At 57.3% G+C, this 24096-nt stretch carries 22 protein-coding genes; 9 read left to right on the forward strand and 13 right to left on the reverse strand.

Going from position 1 to position 24096, the window contains the following annotated elements; translation table 11 throughout:
- Positions 1 to 27 precede the first annotated feature (27 nt).
- The 6 genes from BEI65_RS03930 to BEI65_RS03955 all read right to left on the reverse strand — a co-directional run bounded on the left by BEI65_RS03930 (position 28) and on the right by BEI65_RS03955 (position 6670).
- Complete coding sequence (locus BEI65_RS03930) at positions 28 to 1359, reverse strand: MFS transporter (protein WP_099062214.1); 1332 nt, start codon at positions 1357 to 1359, stop codon at positions 28 to 30.
- A 94-nt stretch (positions 1360 to 1453) separates the two neighbouring features.
- Entirely contained in the window at positions 1454 to 2995 is a 1542-nt protein-coding gene (gene uhpB, locus BEI65_RS03935; RefSeq protein ID WP_099062215.1) for a signal transduction histidine-protein kinase/phosphatase UhpB, read from the reverse strand.
- A complete protein-coding gene (gene uhpA, locus BEI65_RS03940; RefSeq protein ID WP_017891232.1) occupies positions 2995 to 3585 on the reverse strand; it encodes a transcriptional regulator UhpA in 591 nt (196 codons plus the stop codon). The genes uhpB and uhpA overlap by 1 nt, the downstream gene beginning before the upstream one ends.
- Before the next feature lie 119 nt (positions 3586 to 3704).
- On the reverse strand, positions 3705 to 5399 hold the full coding sequence (eptB, locus tag BEI65_RS03945) for a kdo(2)-lipid A phosphoethanolamine 7''-transferase (RefSeq protein WP_099062216.1): 1695 nt from the start codon (positions 5397 to 5399) through the stop codon (positions 3705 to 3707).
- A gap of 224 nt (positions 5400 to 5623) precedes the next feature.
- Positions 5624 to 6049, reverse strand: a complete 426-nt coding sequence (locus BEI65_RS03950) for an organic hydroperoxide resistance protein (RefSeq protein WP_004950797.1) — start codon at positions 6047 to 6049, stop codon at positions 5624 to 5626.
- Positions 6050 to 6205: 156 nt separating this feature from the next.
- Positions 6206 to 6670, reverse strand: coding sequence for a MarR family winged helix-turn-helix transcriptional regulator (locus tag BEI65_RS03955; protein ID WP_099062217.1), 465 nt, complete (start codon positions 6668 to 6670; stop codon positions 6206 to 6208).
- A gap of 111 nt (positions 6671 to 6781) precedes the next feature.
- Between BEI65_RS03955 and BEI65_RS03960 the strand changes: the two genes are divergently transcribed.
- Positions 6782 to 7381 (forward strand): HD domain-containing protein, encoded by a 600-nt coding sequence (locus BEI65_RS03960; RefSeq protein ID WP_099062218.1) that lies wholly within the window; start codon positions 6782 to 6784, stop codon positions 7379 to 7381.
- A 3-nt stretch (positions 7382 to 7384) separates the two neighbouring features.
- On the opposite strand, the gene BEI65_RS03965 is transcribed toward BEI65_RS03960, so the two are convergent.
- The 4 genes from BEI65_RS03965 to BEI65_RS03980 all read right to left on the reverse strand — a co-directional run bounded on the left by BEI65_RS03965 (position 7385) and on the right by BEI65_RS03980 (position 13205).
- Positions 7385 to 8779 (reverse strand): carbohydrate porin, encoded by a 1395-nt coding sequence (locus tag BEI65_RS03965; protein ID WP_099062219.1) that lies wholly within the window; start codon positions 8777 to 8779, stop codon positions 7385 to 7387.
- A gap of 127 nt (positions 8780 to 8906) precedes the next feature.
- The gene (locus BEI65_RS03970) at positions 8907 to 10310 is read right to left on the reverse strand and encodes a glycoside hydrolase family 1 protein (RefSeq protein ID WP_099062220.1); all 1404 of its coding nucleotides are present in this window, start codon (positions 10308 to 10310) and stop codon (positions 8907 to 8909) included.
- 14 nt (positions 10311 to 10324) lie between these two features.
- Entirely contained in the window at positions 10325 to 12184 is a 1860-nt protein-coding gene (gene bglF, locus BEI65_RS03975) for a PTS beta-glucoside transporter subunit IIABC (protein WP_099062221.1), read from the reverse strand.
- Positions 12185 to 12446: 262 nt separating this feature from the next.
- Complete coding sequence (locus BEI65_RS03980) at positions 12447 to 13205, reverse strand: SDR family NAD(P)-dependent oxidoreductase (RefSeq protein ID WP_099062222.1); 759 nt, start codon at positions 13203 to 13205, stop codon at positions 12447 to 12449.
- A 114-nt stretch (positions 13206 to 13319) separates the two neighbouring features.
- Here BEI65_RS03980 and BEI65_RS03985 point away from each other — a divergent pair, with 114 nt between their 5' ends.
- Positions 13320 to 14183: a LysR family transcriptional regulator gene (locus tag BEI65_RS03985; protein WP_099062223.1), complete on the forward strand. Its 864-nt coding sequence runs from the start codon at positions 13320 to 13322 to the stop codon at positions 14181 to 14183.
- A 93-nt stretch (positions 14184 to 14276) separates the two neighbouring features.
- Positions 14277 to 15026, forward strand: coding sequence for an NAD(P)-dependent oxidoreductase (locus BEI65_RS03990; protein ID WP_099062224.1), 750 nt, complete (start codon positions 14277 to 14279; stop codon positions 15024 to 15026).
- Here BEI65_RS03990 and BEI65_RS03995 read toward each other — a convergent pair.
- Positions 15023 to 16471 carry a carboxylesterase gene (locus BEI65_RS03995; protein ID WP_099062225.1) on the reverse strand — a complete coding sequence of 483 codons (1449 nt, stop codon included), beginning with the start codon at positions 16469 to 16471 and terminating at the stop codon, positions 15023 to 15025. The genes BEI65_RS03990 and BEI65_RS03995 overlap by 4 nt on opposite strands.
- A gap of 322 nt (positions 16472 to 16793) precedes the next feature.
- Between BEI65_RS03995 and BEI65_RS04000 the strand changes: the two genes are divergently transcribed.
- The 5 genes from BEI65_RS04000 (at position 16794) to BEI65_RS04020 (ending at position 22121) form a co-directional block, all read left to right on the forward strand.
- On the forward strand, positions 16794 to 17807 hold the full coding sequence (locus tag BEI65_RS04000) for a TRAP transporter substrate-binding protein (protein ID WP_099062226.1): 1014 nt from the start codon (positions 16794 to 16796) through the stop codon (positions 17805 to 17807).
- Between the two features lie 24 nt (positions 17808 to 17831).
- On the forward strand, positions 17832 to 19703 hold the full coding sequence (locus tag BEI65_RS04005) for a TRAP transporter large permease subunit (protein ID WP_099062227.1): 1872 nt from the start codon (positions 17832 to 17834) through the stop codon (positions 19701 to 19703).
- A gap of 24 nt (positions 19704 to 19727) precedes the next feature.
- A complete protein-coding gene (locus BEI65_RS04010) occupies positions 19728 to 20489 on the forward strand; it encodes an SDR family NAD(P)-dependent oxidoreductase (RefSeq protein ID WP_099062228.1) in 762 nt (253 codons plus the stop codon).
- A 68-nt stretch (positions 20490 to 20557) separates the two neighbouring features.
- A complete protein-coding gene (locus BEI65_RS04015; protein ID WP_099062229.1) occupies positions 20558 to 21595 on the forward strand; it encodes a LacI family DNA-binding transcriptional regulator in 1038 nt (345 codons plus the stop codon).
- 103 nt (positions 21596 to 21698) lie between these two features.
- Positions 21699 to 22121: an HIT family protein gene (locus BEI65_RS04020; RefSeq protein WP_099062230.1), complete on the forward strand. Its 423-nt coding sequence runs from the start codon at positions 21699 to 21701 to the stop codon at positions 22119 to 22121.
- 35 nt (positions 22122 to 22156) lie between these two features.
- On the opposite strand, the gene BEI65_RS04025 is transcribed toward BEI65_RS04020, so the two are convergent.
- The gene (locus BEI65_RS04025; RefSeq protein WP_099062231.1) at positions 22157 to 22393 is read right to left on the reverse strand and encodes a DUF4282 domain-containing protein; all 237 of its coding nucleotides are present in this window, start codon (positions 22391 to 22393) and stop codon (positions 22157 to 22159) included.
- Between the two features lie 143 nt (positions 22394 to 22536).
- Here BEI65_RS04025 and BEI65_RS04030 point away from each other — a divergent pair, with 143 nt between their 5' ends.
- Positions 22537 to 23124 (forward strand): histidine phosphatase family protein, encoded by a 588-nt coding sequence (locus BEI65_RS04030; RefSeq protein ID WP_099062232.1) that lies wholly within the window; start codon positions 22537 to 22539, stop codon positions 23122 to 23124.
- A 65-nt stretch (positions 23125 to 23189) separates the two neighbouring features.
- Here the strand turns inward: BEI65_RS04030 and BEI65_RS04035 are convergent, their stop codons facing one another.
- Positions 23190 to 23921 carry a LuxR family transcriptional regulator gene (locus BEI65_RS04035; protein ID WP_099062233.1) on the reverse strand — a complete coding sequence of 244 codons (732 nt, stop codon included), beginning with the start codon at positions 23919 to 23921 and terminating at the stop codon, positions 23190 to 23192.
- Between the last annotated feature and the right edge of the window lie 175 nt (positions 23922 to 24096).

Consider the following 24096-nt stretch of genomic DNA (forward strand, 5'->3'; position numbering starts at 1 on the left):
TGTAGCAGCCTGCAGCGCGCTTTTTCATTATGCCTTAGCCGTTTTCAGCGCCGGAGATTGGGCGCGTAAGAACGGCAACAGGAACAGCGCAGACAAACAGGCGGCGATGGAAATCACCACAAAGAAACCGTTCCAGTGCCAAATTTCCATAATCCGCGCAATTGGGTAGCCGGACAACGCGGCACCCAGGTAAGCAAACAGGCCGACAAAGCCGGTTGCCGCCCCGGCAGCATCCTTGTGCGAACATTCCGCCGCCGCCATGCCGATCAGCATCTGCGGACCAAAGATAAAGAAGCCGATAGCAAAGAAGCAGGCGGCCTGCAGCAGGAAGGTGACGCCCGGCATGATCCACAGCGCTGCAACCGACAGGAAGATACCGATGGCGAAGATCAGGTTCATTGGCCCACGGTTACCGCGGAACAGCTTGTCAGAGCCCCAACCGGCCACCAGCGAGCCGATAAAACCACCCACTTCGAACAGGGAAATCGCCGAGTTGGCGGTCATCAGCGAATAGCCTTTCTCCTGGGTCAGGTACAGGTTGCCCCAGTCATTGATGGCCGTACGCACGATGTACACCAGCACATAGGACACCGCCAGCAGCCAGATATACTTGTTGGTCAACACGTAACGCTTGATGATTTCGCGGTTGGTCAGCCCCTGACCTTCCGATTCCTGCACCAGTTCCATGGCGTCGTTACGCCATTTTCCCACGCTAGGCAGTCCCATGGTGGACGGCTTGTCACGCAGGCGCCAGCACATCAACAGGCCCATCACCACGCCGATAATGCCCGGAATAATCATACCGTAGCGCCAGCTGAAGTGCAGCGAGATAAAGCCAACCAGCAATGGGATCAGCGCACCGCCAAAGTTATGCGAGGTGTTCCAGATCGCCCACCAACCGCCGCGCTCGGAGCGCGAATACCAGCTGGTGAGGATTTTTGAACAAGGTGGCCAGCCCCAGCCCTGGAAGAAGGCGTTGAGGATCCACAGCGTGCCCAGCATCAACAGCGAAGAACTGAGGCCGAAGAAGATATTGAGTATGCCGGTCATGATCAGGCCTAACCCCATAAAATAGCGCGGGTTGGAACGATCGCTGATCATGCCTGAGATAAACTTCGAGCAGCCGTAAGTGATGTAGAACAACGTGCCGAGGATGCCAACGTCGGACATCGTCAGGCCAAGATCGCTCAGCATCGCCGGCATAATGAAGTTGAAGCTTTTGCGCGTGAAGTAAAACGCGGCATAGCCGATGTACATCGTCCACATCAGCTGGATGCGCCAGTATTTATAGCTGGCATCGATCTGTTTTTGATCGGTAACCGGCGGCACATCGTCGCGGCTTTTAAGGAAAGACCACATGTGAAACCTCAGAGAATATGAAAAGTGCCGCTATCATGCTGCGCGCGCGCGAAAATGACTTACGCCGGATTCCCGACGCGGCTAGGAGTATTTCCTAGTTTGGCCCTTCCGCCGGTGAAACTGTGGGTAAGATCACATTCAAACAGGTGCCATTCTCCGACGTCAGCCGCAGGCGGCCGCCCAGTGCGCTGATGCGTTCCTGCATGCCGCGCAGACCATAACCCGGCTCATGATGGGCCAGATCGATACCCACGCCGTTATCGCGAATGGTCAACAGCACTTGCGGCAACCGTCCTTTGCGCTGGCGAAGACGCGCATCCAGCTCAATCCGGCTGGCAGCAGCGTGACGACAAACGTTGGTCACCCCTTCCTGACACACCCGATACAGGGTGATTTTCAGCGTCTCATCCAGCAGTTCATCCGGCACCTGCCACTGCATCACGCTCACCAGCGACGCATCCTGTGGCAAGGATTCACGCAGCATCGCTGCCACCGCCGCCGAAAGTGGCAAATTATTCAGCGCGGCCGGCCACAGTTGGGTCAGCACATCGTGCACGCCGTCATATACTCGCAGCGCCAGCGTATCTATCGCCTCTGCGCAGCCCATCACCTGCGGCTGCGGTGCCAACCGCTTGATAATACTGGCCTGGGTACGGATCACGGTGATGGTTTGACCGACCTCGTCGTGCAGCTCCCGCGCCACTTCCCGCCGGGTCTGCTCTTCTGCCGTGACCAGCGCGCGCGCCAGTTGGCGATTTTCCGTCAACCGCAGCCGCAGTTGCTGGTTCAGTTCGCGCTGGCGTTGAATACCCGCGCCAAGCAGCAGGCCGGTCAGGCTCTGGGCCAGCAACGACAACAGCAAATCGCGGTGTGATTCGGGCTGTGGCGGTTCGTTGGCCACCAGCACCACGCCATTGAGCAACGTCGCCAGCAGCGCACCCTGCCAGCCGTAGCGATAAGACATAAAGACGATCGGGATGGCCAGACAGAAGGGTGCAAAGCGGCGCAGCTCGGCGGCATTAACCTGCTGTTGCAGCCAGATACTGAGAGCAAACAGCAGCAAATAACTGGCCAGATGGCGCAACCGCAGCGTCACCGGCTTATGGATCAGACCCGGTTCCAGCGGGACCCAGATCTGCCGCGCCAGGTAGTGCCACAGCAGCAGACAGGTCGGGGCAATGGTAAAGCCGCCCGCCAGCCCGAGCAGCAGCGCGCGGGCCCCCTCACCGTTCACCAGTTGCCACACCAGCGCTTGCAGCAACGCGGCCACTGCCACCACCGCGCCCTGCATCAAGGGCCATTGCCATTCGCTGTCGCTTTCCTGATGCCGCAGCAACCAGGGGGAAGCCACCAGGCTGAGCAATACCGTCAACACCAGCACCACCACCGAAGCCCACAGCGCCGGGCCGTAACCGAACTGATCTGCCAGCACCACCATCAGCAGCAGATCGGCCAGCAGGATACCCGGCCAGAAGCGATAAGGGCTTTGCAGCAGAATGCCCATACGCAGGCCAAACGGGAACAGCAACAGCGCCTGCCACGGCGGGTCGATCAGCGCGGTGCCGATGCCCCACAGGCAAAATGCGCTGGTCGCATAGATAAAAAACAGCGCCAGTTGGGTGATCAGGCGTTGCATCACAGGTTCAGCATCCGCTTCGCCAGTTCAACGTTGTTATTGATACCCAGCTTGGCAAACAGATTGGCGCGATGTACGTGTACCGTTTTGGGTGACAGTCCCAGCGCAGCGGCAATCTCCCGCACCTCCTGCCCTTGCGCCAGCAACAGCGCGATTTCGCGTTCGCGACGAGTCAGGGGGTCCACCTTCACCCGCGCCAACTGCTGGGCGATTTCAGGCATCAGGTACACGCCACCGCTGGCGACGGTACGTACCGCGGTGATCAAATCTTCCGGCTTGCAGCGTTTGGATAAAAACCCGCAGGCACCGCGTTCCAGTGCCAGCTCCACCAGCGCCGGGTTGTCATGCATCGACAGCATCACCACCCGAATACCGGAGGGAATATCCGCCAGTAAATCCAGCCCGCTGCCGTCCGGCATCGAAATATCACAGATGCAGATTTCCGCCTCCAGACCGGGCAGGCCGGCGCGTGCCTGAGCCGCGCTGCTGAACTCGCCGACCACCTGAATATCCGGCTCCAGCGACAGCAGTTGCACAAAGCCCGATCGCACAATGTCATGATCGTCAATAAACGCCACGCGCAAGGTCATGGAAATCTCCGGTCCGAGGGGGAAAGTGCGCAAGTATACCGCAAGCCTGAGCCGGATTAGTTGATGAAGGGAAGGTATTAACGGATTTTACCGGGCGCAGCGCGCCCGGTATGGGAGGGTTACAGCTCGCTGGGTGACGCTTTTTCCTGCGGAATATTACACCAGTTGTTTTTGGCCTCGATGCCGCCGTTCAGCGAGGTATAGCCGAGGCAACCGAGAATAGTATCGAACAACTCAACATGACGGTGGGTTTTGCCAACCCGCTGTTGCGCCTGCAATTGCTCAAACGCACCGCGATGCTGTGGGTCTTCCAGGAACTTGTCGGACGCCCATACCATCATTGGCACGCGGAACTGCTCCACTGGCGCCATTTCACGCGGCGTGCCATGCAGGTGTGAATTCTCGCCTATCGATTCACCGTGATCGGAAGAATAGAACACAATCGCCTTCTTCTCGCGCACCTGGTCAATCACATTGGCAATAAAGCTGTCGGTATACAGCACCGAGTTATCGAAGGCGTTAACCAACTGATCCTTGGAGCAGAAATCATCAACACCGATACACTCCGGCTGATAGCGTGCGTAGCTGCGCGGATAACGCTGTGAGTAAAGGTAATGCGAGCCTTTGGTGTGCAGGATCACCAGGTGCTTGCCCTTGGGATAGCGGGCCAGCGACTCCTTCATTTCATCCACCAACAGCATATCGTCAACCGGTTTGCCGTCGTTGCGTTTCTCGGAGGCGATCATTTCGCGGAACGAATAGTTGTTCACTTCGGTGTTGTTATAGAACCAGACCTCACTCTGCATGGCGAACAGCTCGGAGGTGAAGCCCAAATCTTTCATCACCGCAAACACGTTTTGCTCTTTCAGCGTACGTTGCGGATTGTCTGCCGTGCCGCCTTCCCGCACGAACATACAACGCAGCGAGAGTTTGGTGGCGGTATCACAAGACGTGCCGCGGAACGCCACCAGGTTCTTCTCTTTGGACAAGCGTGGCGTGGTGTCACGGTCGTAGCCGAGAATACCCATGTGATCCCAGCGTGTGGTTTCACCAATGATAAACACCACGTAGGTGTCATCAATATCGGCCGGTGCCACATAGGTAAAGTTCTTGGCCGGGTCGAACAAATTGGCCTGATCCTGACTTTCGTCGTAACGGGTATAGGCAAACAGCCCCAGCGCCGACAGCCAGTTGGATGGCAAATAGGAATGCGCCACTACGCCGCCGTAGCTTGGCAAGTCCACATTGGTGATTTTCTCCTGCGCGCTTTGCTCGTTATCCAGCATACGCAGCGGCAACCAGACCAACGCAACCACCGCCACCAGCACCACCAGGGGTTTGATCCGGTGTCCGGGCGTTTTCAGCTGTTCGATCAGGGTATAACGCAGGTTGTTTTTCCAGATGCACAGCAGCGGCAATGCGCTGAGCACCACCATCCACAGCACAAAGTGCATGCCGACCACTTCTTTCGACAGGTCAACATCAGTGGTCATCACCGACACCACGATGCCGTAGCCGATCACCACGTTGAAAAACGTCATGTAATAGCTGGCAGCCACGGAAATCAGCACCAATAGCGAGGCAATGATGCGGTAGAACAGCCGGCCGCCGAGCGATACCAGCCGCATAATAAAGAAGGTGAACAGAACGATAGCGACAACCTCAGTTACCGCTGCAATAACCTTAATCCCCTGAATGCCGTGCGAAAATGAATCAAAGCGACGATAGAAAACGGAAAGGTTCAAAAAGATGCCGATATAGATCGCTAACAATAACGATAAATTCTGCTGTGATAGCGATTTAACTTTGTTCATGTAACGCGGTGGCTCCGGGGGCTTTAACAGTTCTGAAGTCAGTCAGACATTTATTGCGGCCGCAGGTTCAGCCGATCGGCAATAAGCGCTATTTTGGGGGTAATAATCAAGAGAATTCTCAAAAAATAAGCATTTTTGTCATTTTTTGTGCAAAAAGCAGGGGCGGGGCAGGATGAGAAATGGAGGGAGAACCCTCCATTTTTTCCGTGGCGTTAGCGAAAACCTTACTTAACGTTAAGCGTTACATCAATATTGCCGCGGGTGGCGTTGGAATAAGGACAGACCACGTGGGCTTTTTTCACCAGATCTTCTGCCACACTGCGCTCTATGCCCGGCAAGGTGATATCCAACTGCACTTCGATACCGAAGCCGTTGGGGATTTCGCCAATACCCACGGTGCCGTCAATTTTGGCTTCGGCCGGGATCTTCACCTTTTCTTTCGCCGCGACAAACTTCAGTGCGCCGAGGAAGCAGGCCGAATAACCGGCAGCAAACAACTGTTCCGGGTTGGTGACTTCACCGCCCGCGCCGCCCATTTCTTTCGGCACGCCCAGTTTGACATCCAACACACCGTCAGATGAGGTCGCACGGCCATCGCGGCCACCGGTTGCTGTGGCATGAGCACGGTAAACAACTTTTTCAATCGACATACATCATTCCTTCTTTCTGGTTGGAGGCTAGACGGCGGTTCTTGCAGGCAAAACGCCGTCATTGGTATATCTTTCGCGATTAAATCGCACACTATATATTTGACGCTTACTTCCAGTGTAGTCCATCAAGGCCGATCCTGCGTCTGGCACCGGCCGTCAGAGCTGGTTGATCAGCTTGCCGCGCAGCTTTTCCAGTTGCTGCTTGATATTGACGATTTCGTCGAGGCTGCAATCGGTAGCGCACATGACGGCTTCCGGTACCGACTGGGCTTTTTCACGCAGCGCGCGACCGGCGTCGGTTAACGCAATAATCACCTGCCGCTCATCGGTGGTGGCACGGTAACGCACCAGCAGCCCGGCGATTTCCAGCCGTTTCAGCAGCGGTGTCAGGGTGGCGGAATCAAGAAACAGCCGCTCGCCAATGTCCGTAACCCTGATTTCATCCCGTTCCCACAGCACCAGCATCACCAGGTATTGCGGATAGGTGAGTTCAAGCCGGCTCAGCAATTTACGGTACACCTTGTTCAGCGCCAGGTTGGCGGAGTACAGGGCAAAACACAGTTGCTGGTCGAGCAGCAGCAGGTTTTTCGTCTCGGGTTGTTCGGTGTTTTCGGTTTTCATGTTCTGAATATAGATAGTGCACGATGTAATCGCAAACTATTTTTTAGTCACTATGCTACCTTGTGTAAAGCAGGGGATGCCGCAGCGAGGTGCTGTGTGGAGGGAAAGGATATGACAGACACACTGACAGAACGTGCGCGCCGCTACGCCACCAAGGCACATGCGGCCATCGATCAGCGCCGCAAATACACCAATGATCCCTACATTGTTCACCCGCAAGCGGTGATGGAAATCGTCAGCAGCGTGCCGCACAGCGAAGAAATGCTGGCCGCCGCCTGGTTGCACGACACGGTAGAGGATACGCCTACCACCCTTGGTGATATCGAAAGCCACTTTGGGCCACAGGTCGCAGCCCTGGTGGCGATGCTGACCAACGTCAGCGGCAGTGGCGACGGCAACCGCTTCGAGCGTAAAAATCGCGATCGACACCACAGCGCCCAGGCATCACCGCAGGCCAAGACCATCAAGCTGGCGGACCTGATCGACAACACCCGCTCACTGCTGGACTATGACAGTCATTTCGCCCGAACCTATCTGATCGAAAAGCAGCGGCTGCTGGAAGTGTTGACCGAAGGTGACCCGACGCTGTGGCAACAGGCGCATCACATCGTCGAAAAAGGCCTGGAAAGGCTGCAGTTGCCGCCGCATAACGTCCCGGCAAGCTGGTTCGAACATGCACGCCAGCGTTACCGGGAAAGCGATGCGGCGTAGTCGTCAGAAAGTCACCACCGTTTTCAGCGCCGTCACCCAGGCGTCCTGAGTTTCGTTGACGCCCGCCGGATGGTGCCAATATTGTATGCCCGGCTGCAGTTGCAGCCACGGGGTGACGTTGAAGCGGTAATAGAGTTCTGCCGTCACCGAATGCCCCGGCACCGGATGATAGTTGGGATCGTTATACCCGGTAGCGTTGTTGACTTGATTCAGGTAGCGCTGGTTATCCCGGTAATGGTTGCTCAGCTTAACCATGGACACCCCCAGACCCAGCCAGTCGTCTGGCCGTGCGTCAAACAGCCCGCGATAGCGGATACCGGTCGAAGTGGAGTAATGCATATAGTTGGAGCGCTGATCCGCCAGCCCCAGGCTGTAGAACAGGCTCAGACCGCGATTGGCGTCGTCCGGGTGGCGCGTGACCTGTTGGTTAAAACCGCTATACAGGAACCAGGTGCGATCGTGGCTGCGGTAGCCGTTTGGATCGCTCGCCCCCGGGCCACCGGAAACCCCCTCATACAAATCCTGCTGGTCGGCATTGGTAAACAGCACGCCAATATTGTAAACCCCCGGCAACTGATTGACCGCGTTGGTCTTCAGTTCCAACTCCATCGGTAACAGCATGCCTTTACTGCCCTTGGTCGACCCACTCCAGGCATGACTGCGGCTTGGTGCCTGCGGGTTTTGCTCCATCACGCCGGTCTTGAAGGTCAGCCCGTCAGTCAGTTTATATTGCAGGGTGGTGCCCCAGTAGTGGACGTTCCAGTTATACCAGGTCAATGAGTTGGCAGACTTGCCGCCGCACAGCGTCAGCGTCTGGAAATCGCAGGGAATAATCTGGTCGAAGTCCTGCACCTTGTTCATCATGCCGATACGCCATTGCAGCCGACGATCAAGGAAGCTGCGGCTAAAGGTCAGCCAGCCCAGTCGGGTAATCGACTGGCCACCATAGCTTTCCTGCGACAGGTCGGTCGGATTAACACGCGGGTCCTGCAAGCGATCGCGCGTCAGGTTGTTATCATGGTTACGGTTAACGATATTGCCTTCAAGCGCCGCATCCGGGATACCGGTCAGCGCCTGCAAGTCCTGGCTGAAGGTCAGCGAGAACTGATCGATATAGGACAGCTGCTTATCGTGGTTATAACCACCGCCGGCGTTATAGGAAATCTGGCTGAGATAACCCAGATTATAGTGAAAGCCATGATCTTCCAGGATCGGCCTGATCCCCAGCATATCGCCCAACAGCCCTGGCTGCGGCGGTTCAAACCCGAGCGCGACGCCTTGCCATTTGGCGGTGGGTGCTTCCACGTCCTTGGCGCTTTGCAAAGTTTCCGCCTGCGCGCCGCTGCAGGTCAGCAAGAGCGCGGCGAGTGTCATAGAGTGAGGTAATGGATATTTCATTATTATATTTCTCCGCCTGTTACGCTGACTGCGGGCAACAGCATTCCCTGGGCGAGAATTTCCCATAATTGGCAGCAGTAGATAAAGGTAATAACCCGGCGGTTGCCACCGGGTGGGCTGATATAGCTTAAGCTTTGTTTTTCAGACTGTTACCGTTGCTCTGGATCACATCGCGATACCAGTAGAAACTCTTTTTACGGCGGCGCTCCAGGCTCCCGTTGCCGGCATCGTCGCGGTCGACATAAATAAAGCCGTAACGCTTGGACAGCTCGGCCTTAGAGGCGCTGACCAGGTCTATCGGGCCCCAACTGGTGTAACCCATCACCTCCACGCCATCGTCAATCGCCTCCGCCACCTGCACCAGATGGTCGTTGAGATAATTGATGCGGTAGTCGTCATTGATGCTGCCGTCGGCCTCGACGCGGTCCTTGGCTCCCAGGCCGTTTTCCACAATAAACAGCGGCTTCTGGTAGCGGTCGTACAACACATTGAGCAGATAACGCAGGCCAACCGGGTCGATCTGCCAACCCCACTCCGAACTGGCCAAATGCGGGTTCGGCACCATATTGAGAATGTTGGTCCGGGCAGTGTTGTTCTGGGCCTCGTCGGTGGTGACACAGCCGCTCATGTAATAGCTGAAGGAGATAAAATCGATGGTCTCGCGCAATGCCTGTTGATCTTCGGCGGTGATCTCGACCTGAATGCCGTTTTCACGGAAGTAACGTCGCATATACGCCGGGTAGCCGCCGCGCGCCTGTACGTCGCCAAAGAACAACCAGTCGCGGTTCTGGCGCTGGGTTTCCAGTACGTCTTCCGGTTTGCAGCTCAGCGGATAGAGAATACCGCCCAGCAGCATATTGCCGATTTTGCCGCCCGGCACAATTTCATGGCAGGCTTTTACCGCCCTGGCGCTGGCCACCAGTTGATGGTGGATCGCCTGATAAATCTCGCTTTTGCTGCTGTCTTCCGCCAGACCGACGCCGGTAAACGGCGCATGCAGCGACATATTGATCTCGTTAAAGGTCAGCCAGTGCTGCACCTTGTGCTTATAGCGTTCGAACACCGTGCGCGCGTAGTGCTCGAAAAAGCCAATAGTCTTGCGGTTGCCCCAGCCGCCGTATTGCTTCACCAGCCCGTAGGGCATTTCGTAATGCGACAAAGTGACCAACGGCTGAATGCCGTACCTGGCCATTTCGTCGAACAGCCGATCATAGAACGCCAGCCCGGCTTCGTTCGGAGCCTCCTCATCGCCCTGCGGGAAAATACGCGTCCAGGCGATGGAGGTACGCAGGCACTTGAAGCCCATTTCAGCGAACAACGCGATGTCCTGCGGATAACGATGATAAAAGTCGATCGCCACATCCTTGATGCCGCTGTCGCCGTCAATCCGTGGCGTAATCGCGCCGAAGATGCCCTGCGGCTGCAAATCAGAGGTCGACAGCCCTTTGCCGTCGGTCTGATAAGCCCCTTCCACCTGATTGGCCGCCACTGCGCCGCCCCACAGAAAATGGTCTGGAAATTTGCTGCTCATCGCTTTCTCCTCGGTTAACCTAATAAAGTCAGCAGCGGTGCCTGTTCCTGCACCCTGCCCTGGCCGCTGGTCAGCACGTCGACGTAGTCATCGCTGTTGCTGATGATGATCGGCGTGGTGGTATCAAACCCGGCGGCGCGGATCGCCACCTGGTCAAACTCAATCAGCAAATCGCCCGGGTTAACCCGATCGCCCTCCTGCACATGGGCAGTGAAATGCAGCCCATCGAGCTTGACGGTATCTATGCCGACGTGAATTAAAATCTCTGCACCCTCGTCCGACTCAATACCGATGGCGTGTTTGGTTTTAAACAGCGAGGCCACACGCCCGGCAACCGGCGCGACCACCCGCCCTTGCAGCGGCACTATCGCCACTCCCTTGCCCAGCAACCCGCTGGCGAAGGTGGCGTCGTTAACCTGCTCCAGCGACATCACTTCGCCGGCAATCGGGCTGACGACAAACTGTTTACGGTTAAGCGGTGCGACAGGTGCCGGTTCCACGGCGGCCTCAACGGGCGCCACACCGAACAGGTAACTGGCCACCGCCGCGAAACAAAATGACAGCAAGGTGCCGACAATCGCGCCCCACACCTTGGCATCGAAGCCGCTGGCAGGAATAATCTGCGCAAAGGTAAAGATGTTCACCAGACCAAAGGAATAGGTGGCGGTATGGAAATAGCCGATCACCGCGCCTCCCAGCGCACCACCGATGCAGCCGAAAATAAACGGCCGTTTATTCGGTAGGGTCACGCCGTAAACCGCCGGTTCGGTGATACCAAACACCCCGGCACCGATGGCGGAACCGGCCAGAGCCCGCAGTTTGGCATCGCGGGTACGCAGCATGACGCCCAACGTGGCGCCCACCTGCCCCATCACCGCCGGCAGCAGCAACGGCACCATGGTGTCGCGGCCGAGCACGCTCAGGTTATTGATCATCAAGGGCACCAGTCCCCAATGCAGACCGAAGATCACACACACCTGCCACATCGCCCCCATAAAGGCACCGGCAATAATCGGGTTAAATCCGTAGATGGTCTGAAAACCGTTGGCCAGCAAATGGCTGAGCCAGGTGGCTGCCGGGCCGATCAGCAGGAAGGTCAAGGGCACGGTGACCACCAGGCACAGCAGCGGCGTAATAAAATTGCGCAGCGCGCTGTGGATCACCCGATTAAACAGCGGCTCCAGCCGGCACGAGATCCAGGCGGCAAAAATAATCGGGATCACCGACGAGCTGTAATTAATAAAGGTCAGCGGAATGCCGAAGAAATACTCGCGCACCGCGTCTGGCTGCTGTGCCGCTTCAAATGCCGCCATCATCAGCGGGTGGGTCAGAGCCCCACCAATCGCCATGGTAATGAACGGATTACCGCCAAACTTTTTCCCGGCGGTATAGCCGAGCATGATCGGCAGGAAATAGAACAGCGCGTCACTGGTAGCAAACAGCATTTTAAAACTGCCACCACTCTCCAGCAGCCAGCCGCAGGCCAGGCTCAACGCCAGAAACCCCTTCAGGATCCCCGAAGCGGCCATCACCCCCAGCAGCGGCGTAAAAATGCCGGACACCACGTCAATAAAGCGACTGAACAGGTTTTCCTTTTTGCCGTCATCCTCCGCCACCGCGCCATCGCCCAGCCCACCAGCCTGATTGACCGCGTTGTAGACCTCCGCCACGTGGTTACCCACCACCACCTGAAACTGCCCGCCGCTTTCCACTACCATGATCACACCGGGATTTTTTTTCAGTGCCGCGGCATCGGCACGCTGGCTGTCACATAGCTTGAAACGCAGGCGGGTGGCGCAGTGCACCAGACTTCTCACATTGTCGCGGCCACCGACGCCGGCCAAGATCTCACTGGCTAATTGTTCATATTTCATAGTGTTACCCTTAGAATCTACGTTCTGCCAACCTCAGTGCCGCGATGGCCAATCGTCGTCACGAAATTCAGCGCAAAAAAAAACCTAAACCTCATGGCCTCTGCTCCCACCAGGGGGACAGAAGCACGAGGTTTAGGTTTTGCCTGCCGGAGCAGTGACAACCCTAAATCGGCTGAGCTAAGACGTTAACACTGTGCTTTTCAGTGGGGCAAGGCTTTGCCCCGGCAAATTACCGAACTGTGATCCGGCGGGCAAAACGGCTTCAGTGAGCGAAATAATGCATGCCGCCGTCTACCGGGATCACCGCTCCGGTGATATAGCGCGCCTGCGGGGAACAAAGAAACGCGGCCAGATAGGCCATATCCTCCGGCTCACCAAAGTAGCCAATCGGGATATTCTGTTTGATAAACGCCTGGCGCGCGGCCTCGGTCGGGTGCAGTTTTTCACGCACCTGTTCGCTATTAATCCGCCCGGGTTGCAGCGTATTGACGGTAATCCCTTGCGCCGCCACTTCGCCTGCCAACCCCTTGGCCCACAGATGCAATGCCCCTTTGGCGACAGTGGCCGCGTTCAGGCTACGCGGCTCCATCGAGCCGCTGATGTTAATCACGCGCCCCCAGCCCTGCGCCTGCATGCGGGGCAGCAATGCATGGGTTATCCGACGCGCCGGGGTAAAGTTCAGGGCAAACGCCTCTTCCCAACCCGCGTCACCTTCGCTGAGTGAAGTCGGGCGGGCACCCCCAACCGCATTAATCACAATATCGATGGTCCCGAACTGCTGTATCGCCAGCGCCAGCATGCTGTCGAGCGCCTGTGTCTGGGTGATATCTGCCGCGATGACATAGGGCCGTATGCCACCGGCTTGCTCAACCTCATCCGCCAGGGTCTGCAAACGGTCTTCGCGGCGCGCCGTCGCCACCACAATCACCCCCTGTGCCGCCAATACCCGAACCATGCCTGCGCCAATCCCTTCGCTGGCACCCGTCACCAACGCGATACGCCCCTGCAGATGCAAATTCATAAGATATCCTAATTGAATAATTCAACCTGGTTACAAAGATAACGTCATTGAATCACGTCCCAGTCTGTGTGAATATTCCATAAATTCGCGGCAAGACTGTGCAGGAATTCACTGATGTTCGATTGGCAGGATTTAAAACACTTCGTGGTGCTGGCACGCACCGGTTCATTGTCGGCAGCGGCGCGGGAGCTGGGCTGCGATCACGCCACGGTAGGCCGACGGGTGGCGGCGCTGGAGAAGGCGCTCGGCCTGGGACTGATCCTGCGTCTGCCACGCAGTACGCCGCTGACGCAGGACGGCAGAATGATTGCCGGGCTGGCGGCCGACATCGAAAATCAAAGCCACGCCATTACCCGCCATGCGCGCAGCGCCGGTGAGACGCCGCAAACTCAGGTGCGTATAAGCGCGCCGCCGTCGATTGCCGCACGGGTTATCGCCCCACAAATTGCGCAATTTCATCATACTTTTCCGCACATTACGCTGATACTCTCCGGCGAATCGGCGATCGCCGAGCTGGATCGCGGTGAAGCCGAAGTCGCGGTGCGTATGGTGCGCCCGCAACAACCGGATCTGCTGGTGCAGCGTATCGGCATGATGCGCTACGGGCTGTACGCCACGCCGCAGCACGCCGCCCTGCCGGAGTCGGCGCGGGCCTTTATCGGCTACGACCACCACTACCAAAACCAACCGCATCAGCAGTGGCTACAACAGCTGTTGCAGGGCCGTCCGGTGGTATTTCAGGCCAGCGATCTGTTCTCGCTCCAGGAAGCGGCACGATCGGGACTAGGAGCGGTGGTATTGCCGACGTTTGTCGCCGATAGCGACCCAGACATGGTGACACTGCCGACTTCAATCGCTGCACCGACCCGCGAACTGTGGCTGGTCACTTACCCGGATTTGGCACGCTCAACGGCCGTGCGCGCGGTGATGACTTTTCTGACTGATCTCATCGGAGAAAAATGCCCACTGACGCGCTGAAACATAAGTCATGCTAATTTGATACTGGACAAATCTTACGCGGCGGATTATTACTGGTCACGACATAATGGACTTTAGGGGCTGGCTAAGATCATGACTTTGCGTACTGAATTTGGACGAATTCTGATTACCGGCGCGGGTGGCCGGGTGGCGACGGCATTCCGTCAATCGGTGGGAAATCGCTATCAGCTACGGTTGGCGGAAAAAGACCTCGATCGGCTGACCGATCTGCTGCCTGGTGATGAGGTGATCAGCTTTGATATCGCCGATATTGAAGCCTGCCGTGCGGCCTGCGCCAATATTGACACCGTGCTGCATCTGGCGGCCGATCCCTCGCCCGATGCGGACTTTTGCCATTCGTTGATGGATAACAACATCCTCGGTACCTTCAATATTTTCCGGGCGGCAAAAGACGCCGGCTGCAAACGGGTAGTCTTCGCCAGCAGTGCGCAGGCAGTGGAAGGCTATGCGCTGGATTACCAGATTCGGCCACAGGACGCGCCCAAACCGAAAAATATGTACGGCGTCAGCAAGGCCTTTGGCGAAGGTATCGCCGCCTATTTCGCCCATCAGGAAGGGCTTTCCGCCCTGTCGGTACGCATCGCCAACTTCACCACGCTGGAACCCGGCGAGCAGCTCAGCGCCCGTGACATGAGCGCTTTTCTCAGCCACCGTGACGCCGCCGATCTGTTGGAACGTTGCCTGCGCATTGAAGGCGTGCACCATGCGGTGGTGCACGGCGTGTCCAATAACCGCTATAAGCGACTGTCGCTGGAGGAAACCAGTCGCCTGCTCGGCTACTACCCGCAGGACGATGCATTCAGCATCCTGGGTTTCGCCTAGAGTTTGCTATCGATGCGCTGCAACAGGTAGGGGAAAAACGGGTTCGAGGCAATGCGCATCAGCGAATCGAGATCGACCACCAGCACGGAACGTTCGCCGCGCGCAGCAAGGGTGCCCAGGCTAATACCGAACTCATCACGCTGCGCCGGAAACCGACCATACAGCGAATCACTCACCGGGAACGGCAGCGCCACGTGCGAAAGCGAATAAATATCCGCCGGGTAAGTCATGCCCAGCGGTTGCTCGCTTGGCGTGGTAGCCCCGGCCGGTGTCACACTGGCGATCGCCTCGCTGCTTTCCGGTGAGGCGTTGGCGATCACCGTGGTCTGATAACGACGCGGAGGCGCAGGCAACAGTTGGCTGACCGCCGCCGCCGCGTTTGGCCGCAACAGCGGACCGAAGTTCACCGTACGATTGACGTCAAACAGCACCAGTTCGCTGCCGTTCGCCGGCAGTTCGTTATATAACGCGCGGATCACCGCCCGGGTACTGACGGTGGAATCCATTACCGACTGGAAAGTCAGCACCGGCGCTAATTTATCCAGCTTGCCGTCACGCGCCGCGCGGGCGATTTGCTGTTGCAGACCATTGCTGAGCAGATAGGACTGGCGTGCCCCATTTACCGGGAACGAATTGTATTTAAAAGGATTAAACTCCGGCAGCACCCCAAGCCAGGCAGCTTTGGCAAACGCCGGGAACACCGCCGGCCAACCGGCAATACCGGCGAAGCGGGCAAAGCTGGTGACGCCGATCATCGGTGAGATCAGGATCAATCGCTGCGGCGCCGCCAATTGTGGATCATCCAATGCATCCAGCGCGTACTTCATCGCCAGCGCTCCGCCGTTGGAAAAGCCCACAATATGCAGCGGCTTGTCGCCCCCGGCCTGGCTGCGCGCCTCACGTATTGCTAACCGCGTCGCCGCCAACCAGTCTTGCCATTCAATATCGGTCAGGGCGCCCGGTACCGTACCGTGTGCCGGCAGGCGAATGCCGACCGCCACATAACCCTGCTGCCGGTAATTCTCGGCAATGTGCCGCAGGCTGTAAGGGGAGTCGGTCAGGCCGTGCAACAGCACCACGGCACCGCGCGGCTCCCCCTGCGGCAGCAGTTCGTAGGAACGGTTCCAGTCGCGGGCAAAGTGCTCCGGATACACCGGACTGCCATCGAAGTAGCGGTTAAGTGGGATGCGTTCGCTGGCGGAAAGTTTGTCCGTGACGTTGGTCTTCACCTCATCAAACACCCGGCTCTCTGCGGCCAGATAGCCCTGCCAGTCGGTCTTGTCCATTTCGGCAGCCGACAGTTCGTGTGGCACAAAGGTATGCCACGGCTCCAGTGCCGGACCGCTCTGAGTATCATAAATGCGCACCGCAAACAGCGTGAGCAACACGGTGACAGCCACAATCGTCAGCCGTTTGGTCCATTTAATTATCGCCCTGGAAGGCATGCCCACTCCTGAATTCACGGTGATCCCAGCTGCGATTATAGAAGTTAAATGCCCGCAGGGCAGCCCGACGATCGCCGGCCATGACCCACCGATTTTTAGAACTTGCTCACAGAACCCGCATTTCCCAGCCATTTTTGCGGATAAAAATTGATCTGCCGACGGAATGTTTGTAGGTTTTCTGTAACGATACACTAAAACGTTACAGTGAAAGACCAGAGACAAAGTATCGTACCCGTTCCCCCTGTCCCTACAGCTTTGCCACGCAGGGGAAATCATCTTCACCACCAGCATCGCAGGCTGTCTGCGATCGGGAGCCAGGCTGATGAAATCACTGACATGCCGCTTAACACCGCGCCTGTTTATCACGCTGTTATTTATGCTGTTTATCTTGCCACTGCGCGCCAATGCGGCCGAAGTTAACCTGCGGGTCTATTCATCGCTGCCCGATGATGAATATTCCGCGCACGCCATCTGGTTTAACCGTTTCAAACAGAATCTGGACCAGCGCCTGCCGGGCAAAATCGCCCTCAACTATTTCCCCAACGGCATGCTGGGCAAAGAGGCCGATGCCGTCCAGCAGGTGCGTATTGGCGCGATCGACATGATGATCTCCGGCACCTCCATCTGGGGCACGCTAGTACCGGAAATCGGCGTGCTGGATCTGGGTTATCTGTTTAACGATAACCCGCAATTGGGTCGGGCGCTGGATGGCCAGGCGGGCCAACTGCTGAGCGCCATGCTGGCCAAACAAAGCAATATCAAGGTACTGGGCTACGGCTTCAGCCTGGGCGCGCGCAACATTTACAGTAAAAAGCCGCTGCAGTCGCCGCACGACCTCAACCGAATGAAAGTACGCGTGCTGCCGGCACCCAACTTTATCGCCACGCTGAAAAGCATGGATGCCACGGCGATCCCGATGCCCGGCGGTGAAGTCTATTCCGCGCTGCAGATGGGGGTGATCGACGGCGTGGAACATGACGCTGCCACGGTCTACACCAGCAAGTATTACGAGATCGCCAAATACGCCACGCTGACCCGCCATATCTATAACCCGATTGTCGCCACCATCAGCCAGGCGGCGTTCCAACGCATCCCGCAGCCACTGCAAGCCGAGGTGTTGGCGGCAGCCAGCGAAGCCACAGTCTATGAACGCAAAATCGCGGCGGAAAAAGAAACTCAGGCGATGGAAAAACTGAAAGCCGCCGGCGTGACCTTTACCGAAACCGACCGCGACTATTTCCGTCAGCAAACGCGGCCACTTCAGGCGGCGTTTAGCGGGAAATATCCACAGGCCAAAGCGGTGCTGGATGCCATTCATGCCACCGCGCAGCCGTAACGCCCCTCTGGCGGAGGATTTGCTATGACCCTTCCTGTAACCCTTGAAATGAGTGTGAAAAAAGTGGCCATCCTGACGCAGTTAAGCCGCGCCCTGACCCGTTTTACCGCCTGGGGTGGCGCACTGGCGCTGCTGATCAACGTGGTGGTGGTGTTCGCCTCGGTGATTTGGCGCTACGCGCTGCACAGCCCAATTGAATGGGCGGAAGAAGTGGCGCGCGCGCTGATGGTGACGCTGGTGTTCTTCGGCGTCGCCACCTCCACCGGGCGTGGTCGGCACATCGGCGTCGATCTGTTCCTGCGCTGGATGCCCGCGGTAGCCCGGCCCTACGTAGTGCATGCCAGCCGTTGGGTGCTGGTCCTGGTGGCTTTGGGGCTGACGATCTCCAGCTTCAGCCTGGTGGGTATTTCACTGCCGCAGACCACCGAACACGGCCTGCCGCAGGCGATCTTTGTGGTGCCGGTGTTTATCGGCGCGGCGGTGATGCTGGTCAGCGCGCTCGATCACGCCTGCCAGGCACCGTTGAAAGTGGTGTTAATCAGCGCCGCCGCCGTCGCTCTTCTGGGCGGAGCGGGCTACCTCAGCCTGCATATCCCGCTGGGATTCAGCTCACTGCCCGCCGTGCTGATGCTGGCCTGCTTTATTCTGGGCATCATCTCCGGCGTGCCGATCGCCTTTACCCTCGGCATGTCGGCGATGGTGTTCTTCCTCAGCGATCCGTCGCTGCCGTTCGTGTTCTTTGCCCAGCAGGTCACTGCCGGCGTCGACCATTTCGTGCTGCTGGCTATCCCATTCTTTCTGCTGGCCGGTGCAGTGATGGAAGTCAACGGCATGTCGTCGCGGTTGGTTGAGCTGATCGTCCGTGGCATGGGGCGTTATCGCGGTGGCCTGCACATGACCACCATTGTGTCGATGGCGTTTTTCTCCGGCATTTCCGGTTCCAAGCTGGCGGACGTCGCCACGGTCGGCGGCGTGCTGATGCCCGCAGTAAGACGAGCGCGCCAACCGGCGGCAGAGTCGGCTGGGGTGTTCGCCGCCTCGGCCATCATGGCGGAAACCATTCCTCCCTGCGTCAACCTGATCGTGATGGGCTTTATCGCCAACATATCCATTGGCGCACTGTTCATCGCCGGACTGATCCCGGCGCTGTGCCTGCTGGTATTGCTGCTGATTGCCGCCGTGATTTTCGGCAAACGCATCAACGTCGATGACGCCTACCCGGTGCGTATGCCGACCCGCCAACTGCTGATCGGGGCTGCCGTCGGGCTGGTAATGATTTTGATGATCGGCAAGGGCGTGGTGGCCGGTATCGCCACTTCCACCGAGATTTCCGCCTTCGCCGTGGTTTACGCCATCGTGGTCGGTCGGCTGGCCTTTGGGGAACTGACCCTGAAAGCCACCCTGAAGCTGTTTGTCGATACTGCCGCGCTGTCCGGCATGCTGCTGTTTATCGTTGCCTGCGCCACCAGTTTGTCCTTCGCCCTGACCATCGAGATGATCCCCCAGCAGTGCGCACAGCTGCTGGTCGCCATCGGCGCGGACTACGGCCCGTGGCTGTTCCTGCTGCTGTCGATTGTCATCCTGATTATCTTCGGCGCGGTGCTGGAGGGCGCTCCGGCGCTGATTATCTTTGCCCCGATCCTGGTGCCTATCGCTACCCAACTTGGCTTTAACCCGCTGCACTACGCCATTGTGATGATTCTGGCGATGGGTTTCGGCCTGTTTTCCCCACCCATCGGCCTGGGTCTGTACACCACCTGCGCCATCTGCGGTGTGCCGATGCAGGACGTGATTAAGCCGATGGCCAAATACCTGCTGATCATACTGCTCGGCATCATCGTTATCGCGCTGTTCCCGGCGCTCACTACCTGGCTGCCCACGCAGCTGGGTTACTGATTTTCTCAAGCAAGGAGTCACACCATGTTCTCTGATTTAACCAACAAACGCGTGCTGATCACCGGTTCCACCGCCGGTATTGGTCTGGCGACCGCCGCCCTGTTCGCCCAACACGGCGCCAAAGTGGGCATTAACGGCATGCGCAGCGAACCACCGGCAGAAATAGCCGCCTTTCCCGGTGAATGCGCATTCTTCTCGGCCGACTTATCGCGCTCCGCAGGCTGTGAAGCGCTGGTCGAAGCCTTTATCGCCCGCTTTGGTGGCATCGACATTCTGATCAATAACGCCGGCGGGCTGGGCGGACGCAACGGTCTGGAAGCGATAGACGACGAATTCTTTGACCGGGTGATGGACCTGAACTGCCGCTCGGCGCTGATGGTCACCAAATTCGCTATCCCACACCTGCGCGCCTCGGCACGCGAGAGCGGTGCTACCGCCAGTGTGATCAGCACCGGTTCCATCGCCGCACGTGAAGGCGGCGGTATCGGTGCCGGTCTGTATGCCAGCGCCAAGGCCTGGCTGCACAACATTCACCGAAACTGGGTGAAGGAGTTCACCCAGGACAACATCCGTTTCAATATCGTCTCACCGGGCAGTATCGACACCGCCTTCCATCATGGCAAAAGCGAAGAAGTGCTGGGCAAGATGTGCGCTTCGATCCCGATGGGCCGCTTTGGCCGCAGCGAAGAAGTGGCGCCCACTTACCTGTTCCTGGCATCGCATAACTGCAGCGGCTACATCACCGGACAGATTATCGACGTCAACGGCGGACAGATCGCGCCCTAAGGGTCTGTGACTCACTTTCGAGCGCGTGATAAAGTCGCGGTAATGGGTTAATGCAAAACGGGAATGTGATGGCGAATATACGTGATGTGGCACGTCATGCCGGGGTTTCGGTCAGTACGGTTTCCAACGTGCTGAACGGCCGGGTCGATCAGATGCGCAAGGATACGCTGGCCCGTATTGAGCAGGCGATGGCGGTGTTGCAGTACCAACCGAACCGGGCGGCGCAGCAGCTCAAAACCGGACAGATCAAAATGCTCGGCCTGCTGGTGCCTTCGATCGTCAACCCCAGCTTCGCTGCGCTGGTGCGTGAGATTGAGCTGGCGGCCAAGCAAAACTACGGCTATCAGGTGCTGCTGGGTGATACCCATCGCCAGCAGGAAGAAGAGATCCGTTTTCTCGACGATCTGCTGGCATTAGGCATCCGTGGCGTGGTGGTCGCCTCCACCTTTTACGATCGCCCCCATTTCCGTGACGCCCTGAAACGCGGCCTGGTAATGATTAACTACGATGAACGTACCCTGACGGCACCGGATGAGACGGCACTGCCGATCGACAGCGTGTCGATGGACAATAGCGCCGCCGGCAGCATGGCGGCCCAGCATCTGATCGCCCAGGGCTGCCGCCGTATCGCTTTCGCCACCGCCTCCGGCATGACCAGCAGCCGCGCCAACAAGATTGCCGGTTACCGGCAGGCACTGGAGGCTGCCGGGCTGCCGGTCAGGGTGATCGAAGGTAAAGCGCAGTTCGCCTACGGCGATGCCGAAATGGCCGAACTGGGGAAAACGCTGGCCGAACAAGTCTGCCAGAGTGAACCACGGCCGGACGGTGTGGTAGCGCTGAACGATATGCTGGCCATCGGCATGATTTCTGCCTTGCAGCGATTGGGGGTGCGGGTACCGGAGGATATTTCGGTGGTCGGCATCGATAACATGTTTCTGTCCGAACTGTTCAACCCGGCGCTCAGCTCTGTGGCACCCCCGCTGCGCGAGATGGCAGTGAAAATTGTCGATCGGCTGATCGGCCGGTTGGAAAACCCGGAACTGCCAGTTGAGGAGTTTTTATTTGCCCCCAGCCTGGTACGCCGCCAGTCGGTGATTAACTCGTAGCCCCGGCGGGGCCGCCGGTCCCGCTCTCTTTCACACTGAATACCTGGCTGTGCTAACGCGCGGCGGGGTTTCGCTGCGCCCAAAACCGCAGCAGGAGAATAAAATGAATCATGAATCTTGTGTTTACTGCCATCCGACCGATGAAATCGTGCTGTGGCAAAACTCACAGTGCCGGGCAATTTTTATCGCCGACAGCCCATTCCCCGGCTGGTGTCGGGTGGTGTGGCATGAACACATCGCCGAGTTAAGCGACCTGCGTGACGACCAACGCAACAGCATCATGGCGGTGGTGGCACAGGTTGAGGCGCAGTTGCGCCAACTACTGACGCCGGCGAAGATCAACATCGCCAGCCTGGGCACCGCGCTGCCGCATTTGCATTGGCATATCGTCCCGCGTTACCTCGACGACTCGCACTTCCCTGAGCCGGTCTGGAGCCAGGCGTTGCGGGCGCCAACGGCGAAAACATTGCCGGATAATTTTATCGAGCTGATGCGGGAACGGCTGGCGCTGACTTTGGGGGAATAACAGGATGCCGGGCGATGCCCGGCATTTTTATTGCATTACGGCTTTTCGGAGATTTTGCGCAGGTATTCGTTATTTTTAAACGCAATAATGATCATTTCAAAGCAAACGCGAGTAAACACGCCGCCAATAATGATCGCGAACAGACCACGGAAAAACTCACCGTAGAACATCGCCCCAATCCCGCCAACAACAATGCTCAGCAGGCAAAGCCAGTAAACACCGGTGATGATTTTCGGTGTCAGCATCGCATCAAAAAAGAAAATGTTTTTCATTGTAAATCCTTCCTTAGGCCAGTATTTAATTATCCCAGAGGCCCCGCATCGGTGCGGTAGGCCTTTTGTCACGCCGGTTATGATAGCGAGTAACGCGGCGAAAAGCGCACAGAAATCAGCAAGCCATTACATAAGGGTTGAGGATGTTTAACAACGTAGCTCACAAAACACTCGGCGGTTTGGCAGTGTTGCTGCTGTTCAGCCAAAGTGCACTGGCGCAGGAAACGCTGATCTTTGTGCGACACGGGGAAAAGCCGGCCAACAACAGCGGGCAGCTGACCTGCAAAGGGTTGAACCGCGCGCTGGCGCTGCCGGACATACTGCTGAGCCGCTACGGCAAGCCGGACTTTATCTTTGCCGCGGGGCCGAAAGAAAACAAAGCCGGCAGTTCACTGCGGGCGCTGTCGACCATCATGCCCACCGCCGTGCGTGTGGGGTTACCGATCGGCATTCAGTTCCACGCCGATGACATCGCCGGGCTGCAACAGGAGTTGCTCAGCGATAAATACCAAAACTCACGCATTTTCATCGCCTGGGAACACAAGAATCTCGATAAGGCGGTGAAGAACATCGTGGCCGCACGCGGAGGCGACGCCAATTCGGTGCCCAAATGGCCGGGTAGCGATTTCGACAGCGTCTTCGTGGTCACGCTGGATCAAGGCAAGGTGTCATTCAGGCAGGAAAGCGAAGGGTTAACCGCGTTGGCGGAGACCTGTCCTTCTGCCAGATAAAGCCAAACTGCCTTCGGCTGGTTCGGTGAGATGACATAAAGGAGTCTCACCGGGCCTGACTCATTTTATCTGGCTGCTGACGACGTCATAAGCCCCAACTCAACACCCAACCGAATAGCCTGCCGGGCGTTACTGACGCCAAGTTTAACCACAATATTTCTCATATGAAACTTCACCGTACTCGGGGAAATACTGGCGATGGCGGCAATCTCGCCATAGGTTTTCCCCATACTGGCCCAATACAGCACTTCACTCTCCCGTGGGGTAAAAATGGGTTTTTCCGTATCCGTATGATGCTTCCGCCGGCTGGAAGAGACGGAGCCTGCGAGACGATACATTTGTTCATTGATATCGATCAGCAACATTTGCATGGCTCCGCGATCGGATGAGATCCGCTTTTCCAGATCCTCTTCTCCACTGCCGCCGAGGATGACCGATAACAACGCCAAGCTATTCATAGAGTCGTGCAACACAAAGGTGAAGCCGTTAACAATGTTGTAGCGCCTGGAAAGGCAAAAAATCTTATCTGACATCAGGGTGATATTTTCGTCCCAGACAAAGGGCGAGCTGCGCTTGAACGCGGTCAGCACCACCGGGTCAGTGAGCTGGAAATTGTTGGTGCGGTAGAGATCTACCCATTCTTCAGGATAGCTGGAAATAATAAGTACATCTGACGGATCTTTTTTTCTAATCACCGTGTAGGCGAATTCAGGGCTACCGAGTGAGGACAACTTTCGGTCGATATGTCCCCTGAGCGTTTCCGTTATTGTTTGATTTTCACTGAAGGAAGAAAACATACGGGCTCCGTGGCAGTCTGACTTGGTCCATTTAGTGAGAAAACCTGCACTTATGTAGAGGTACGAGCTGCACTTAAGTTCAGGTTATGAATCAGGCACTCTGTCTTATAATGAACCGCGTTAGGCGAAGAGTAAAAAACTGCTCTGCAAGATCAGGTAGGTCACTCAGCCAACA

Source organism: Serratia sp. BW106, assembly GCF_002607755.1.
GTDB lineage: Bacteria > Pseudomonadota > Gammaproteobacteria > Enterobacterales > Enterobacteriaceae > Serratia > Serratia proteamaculans.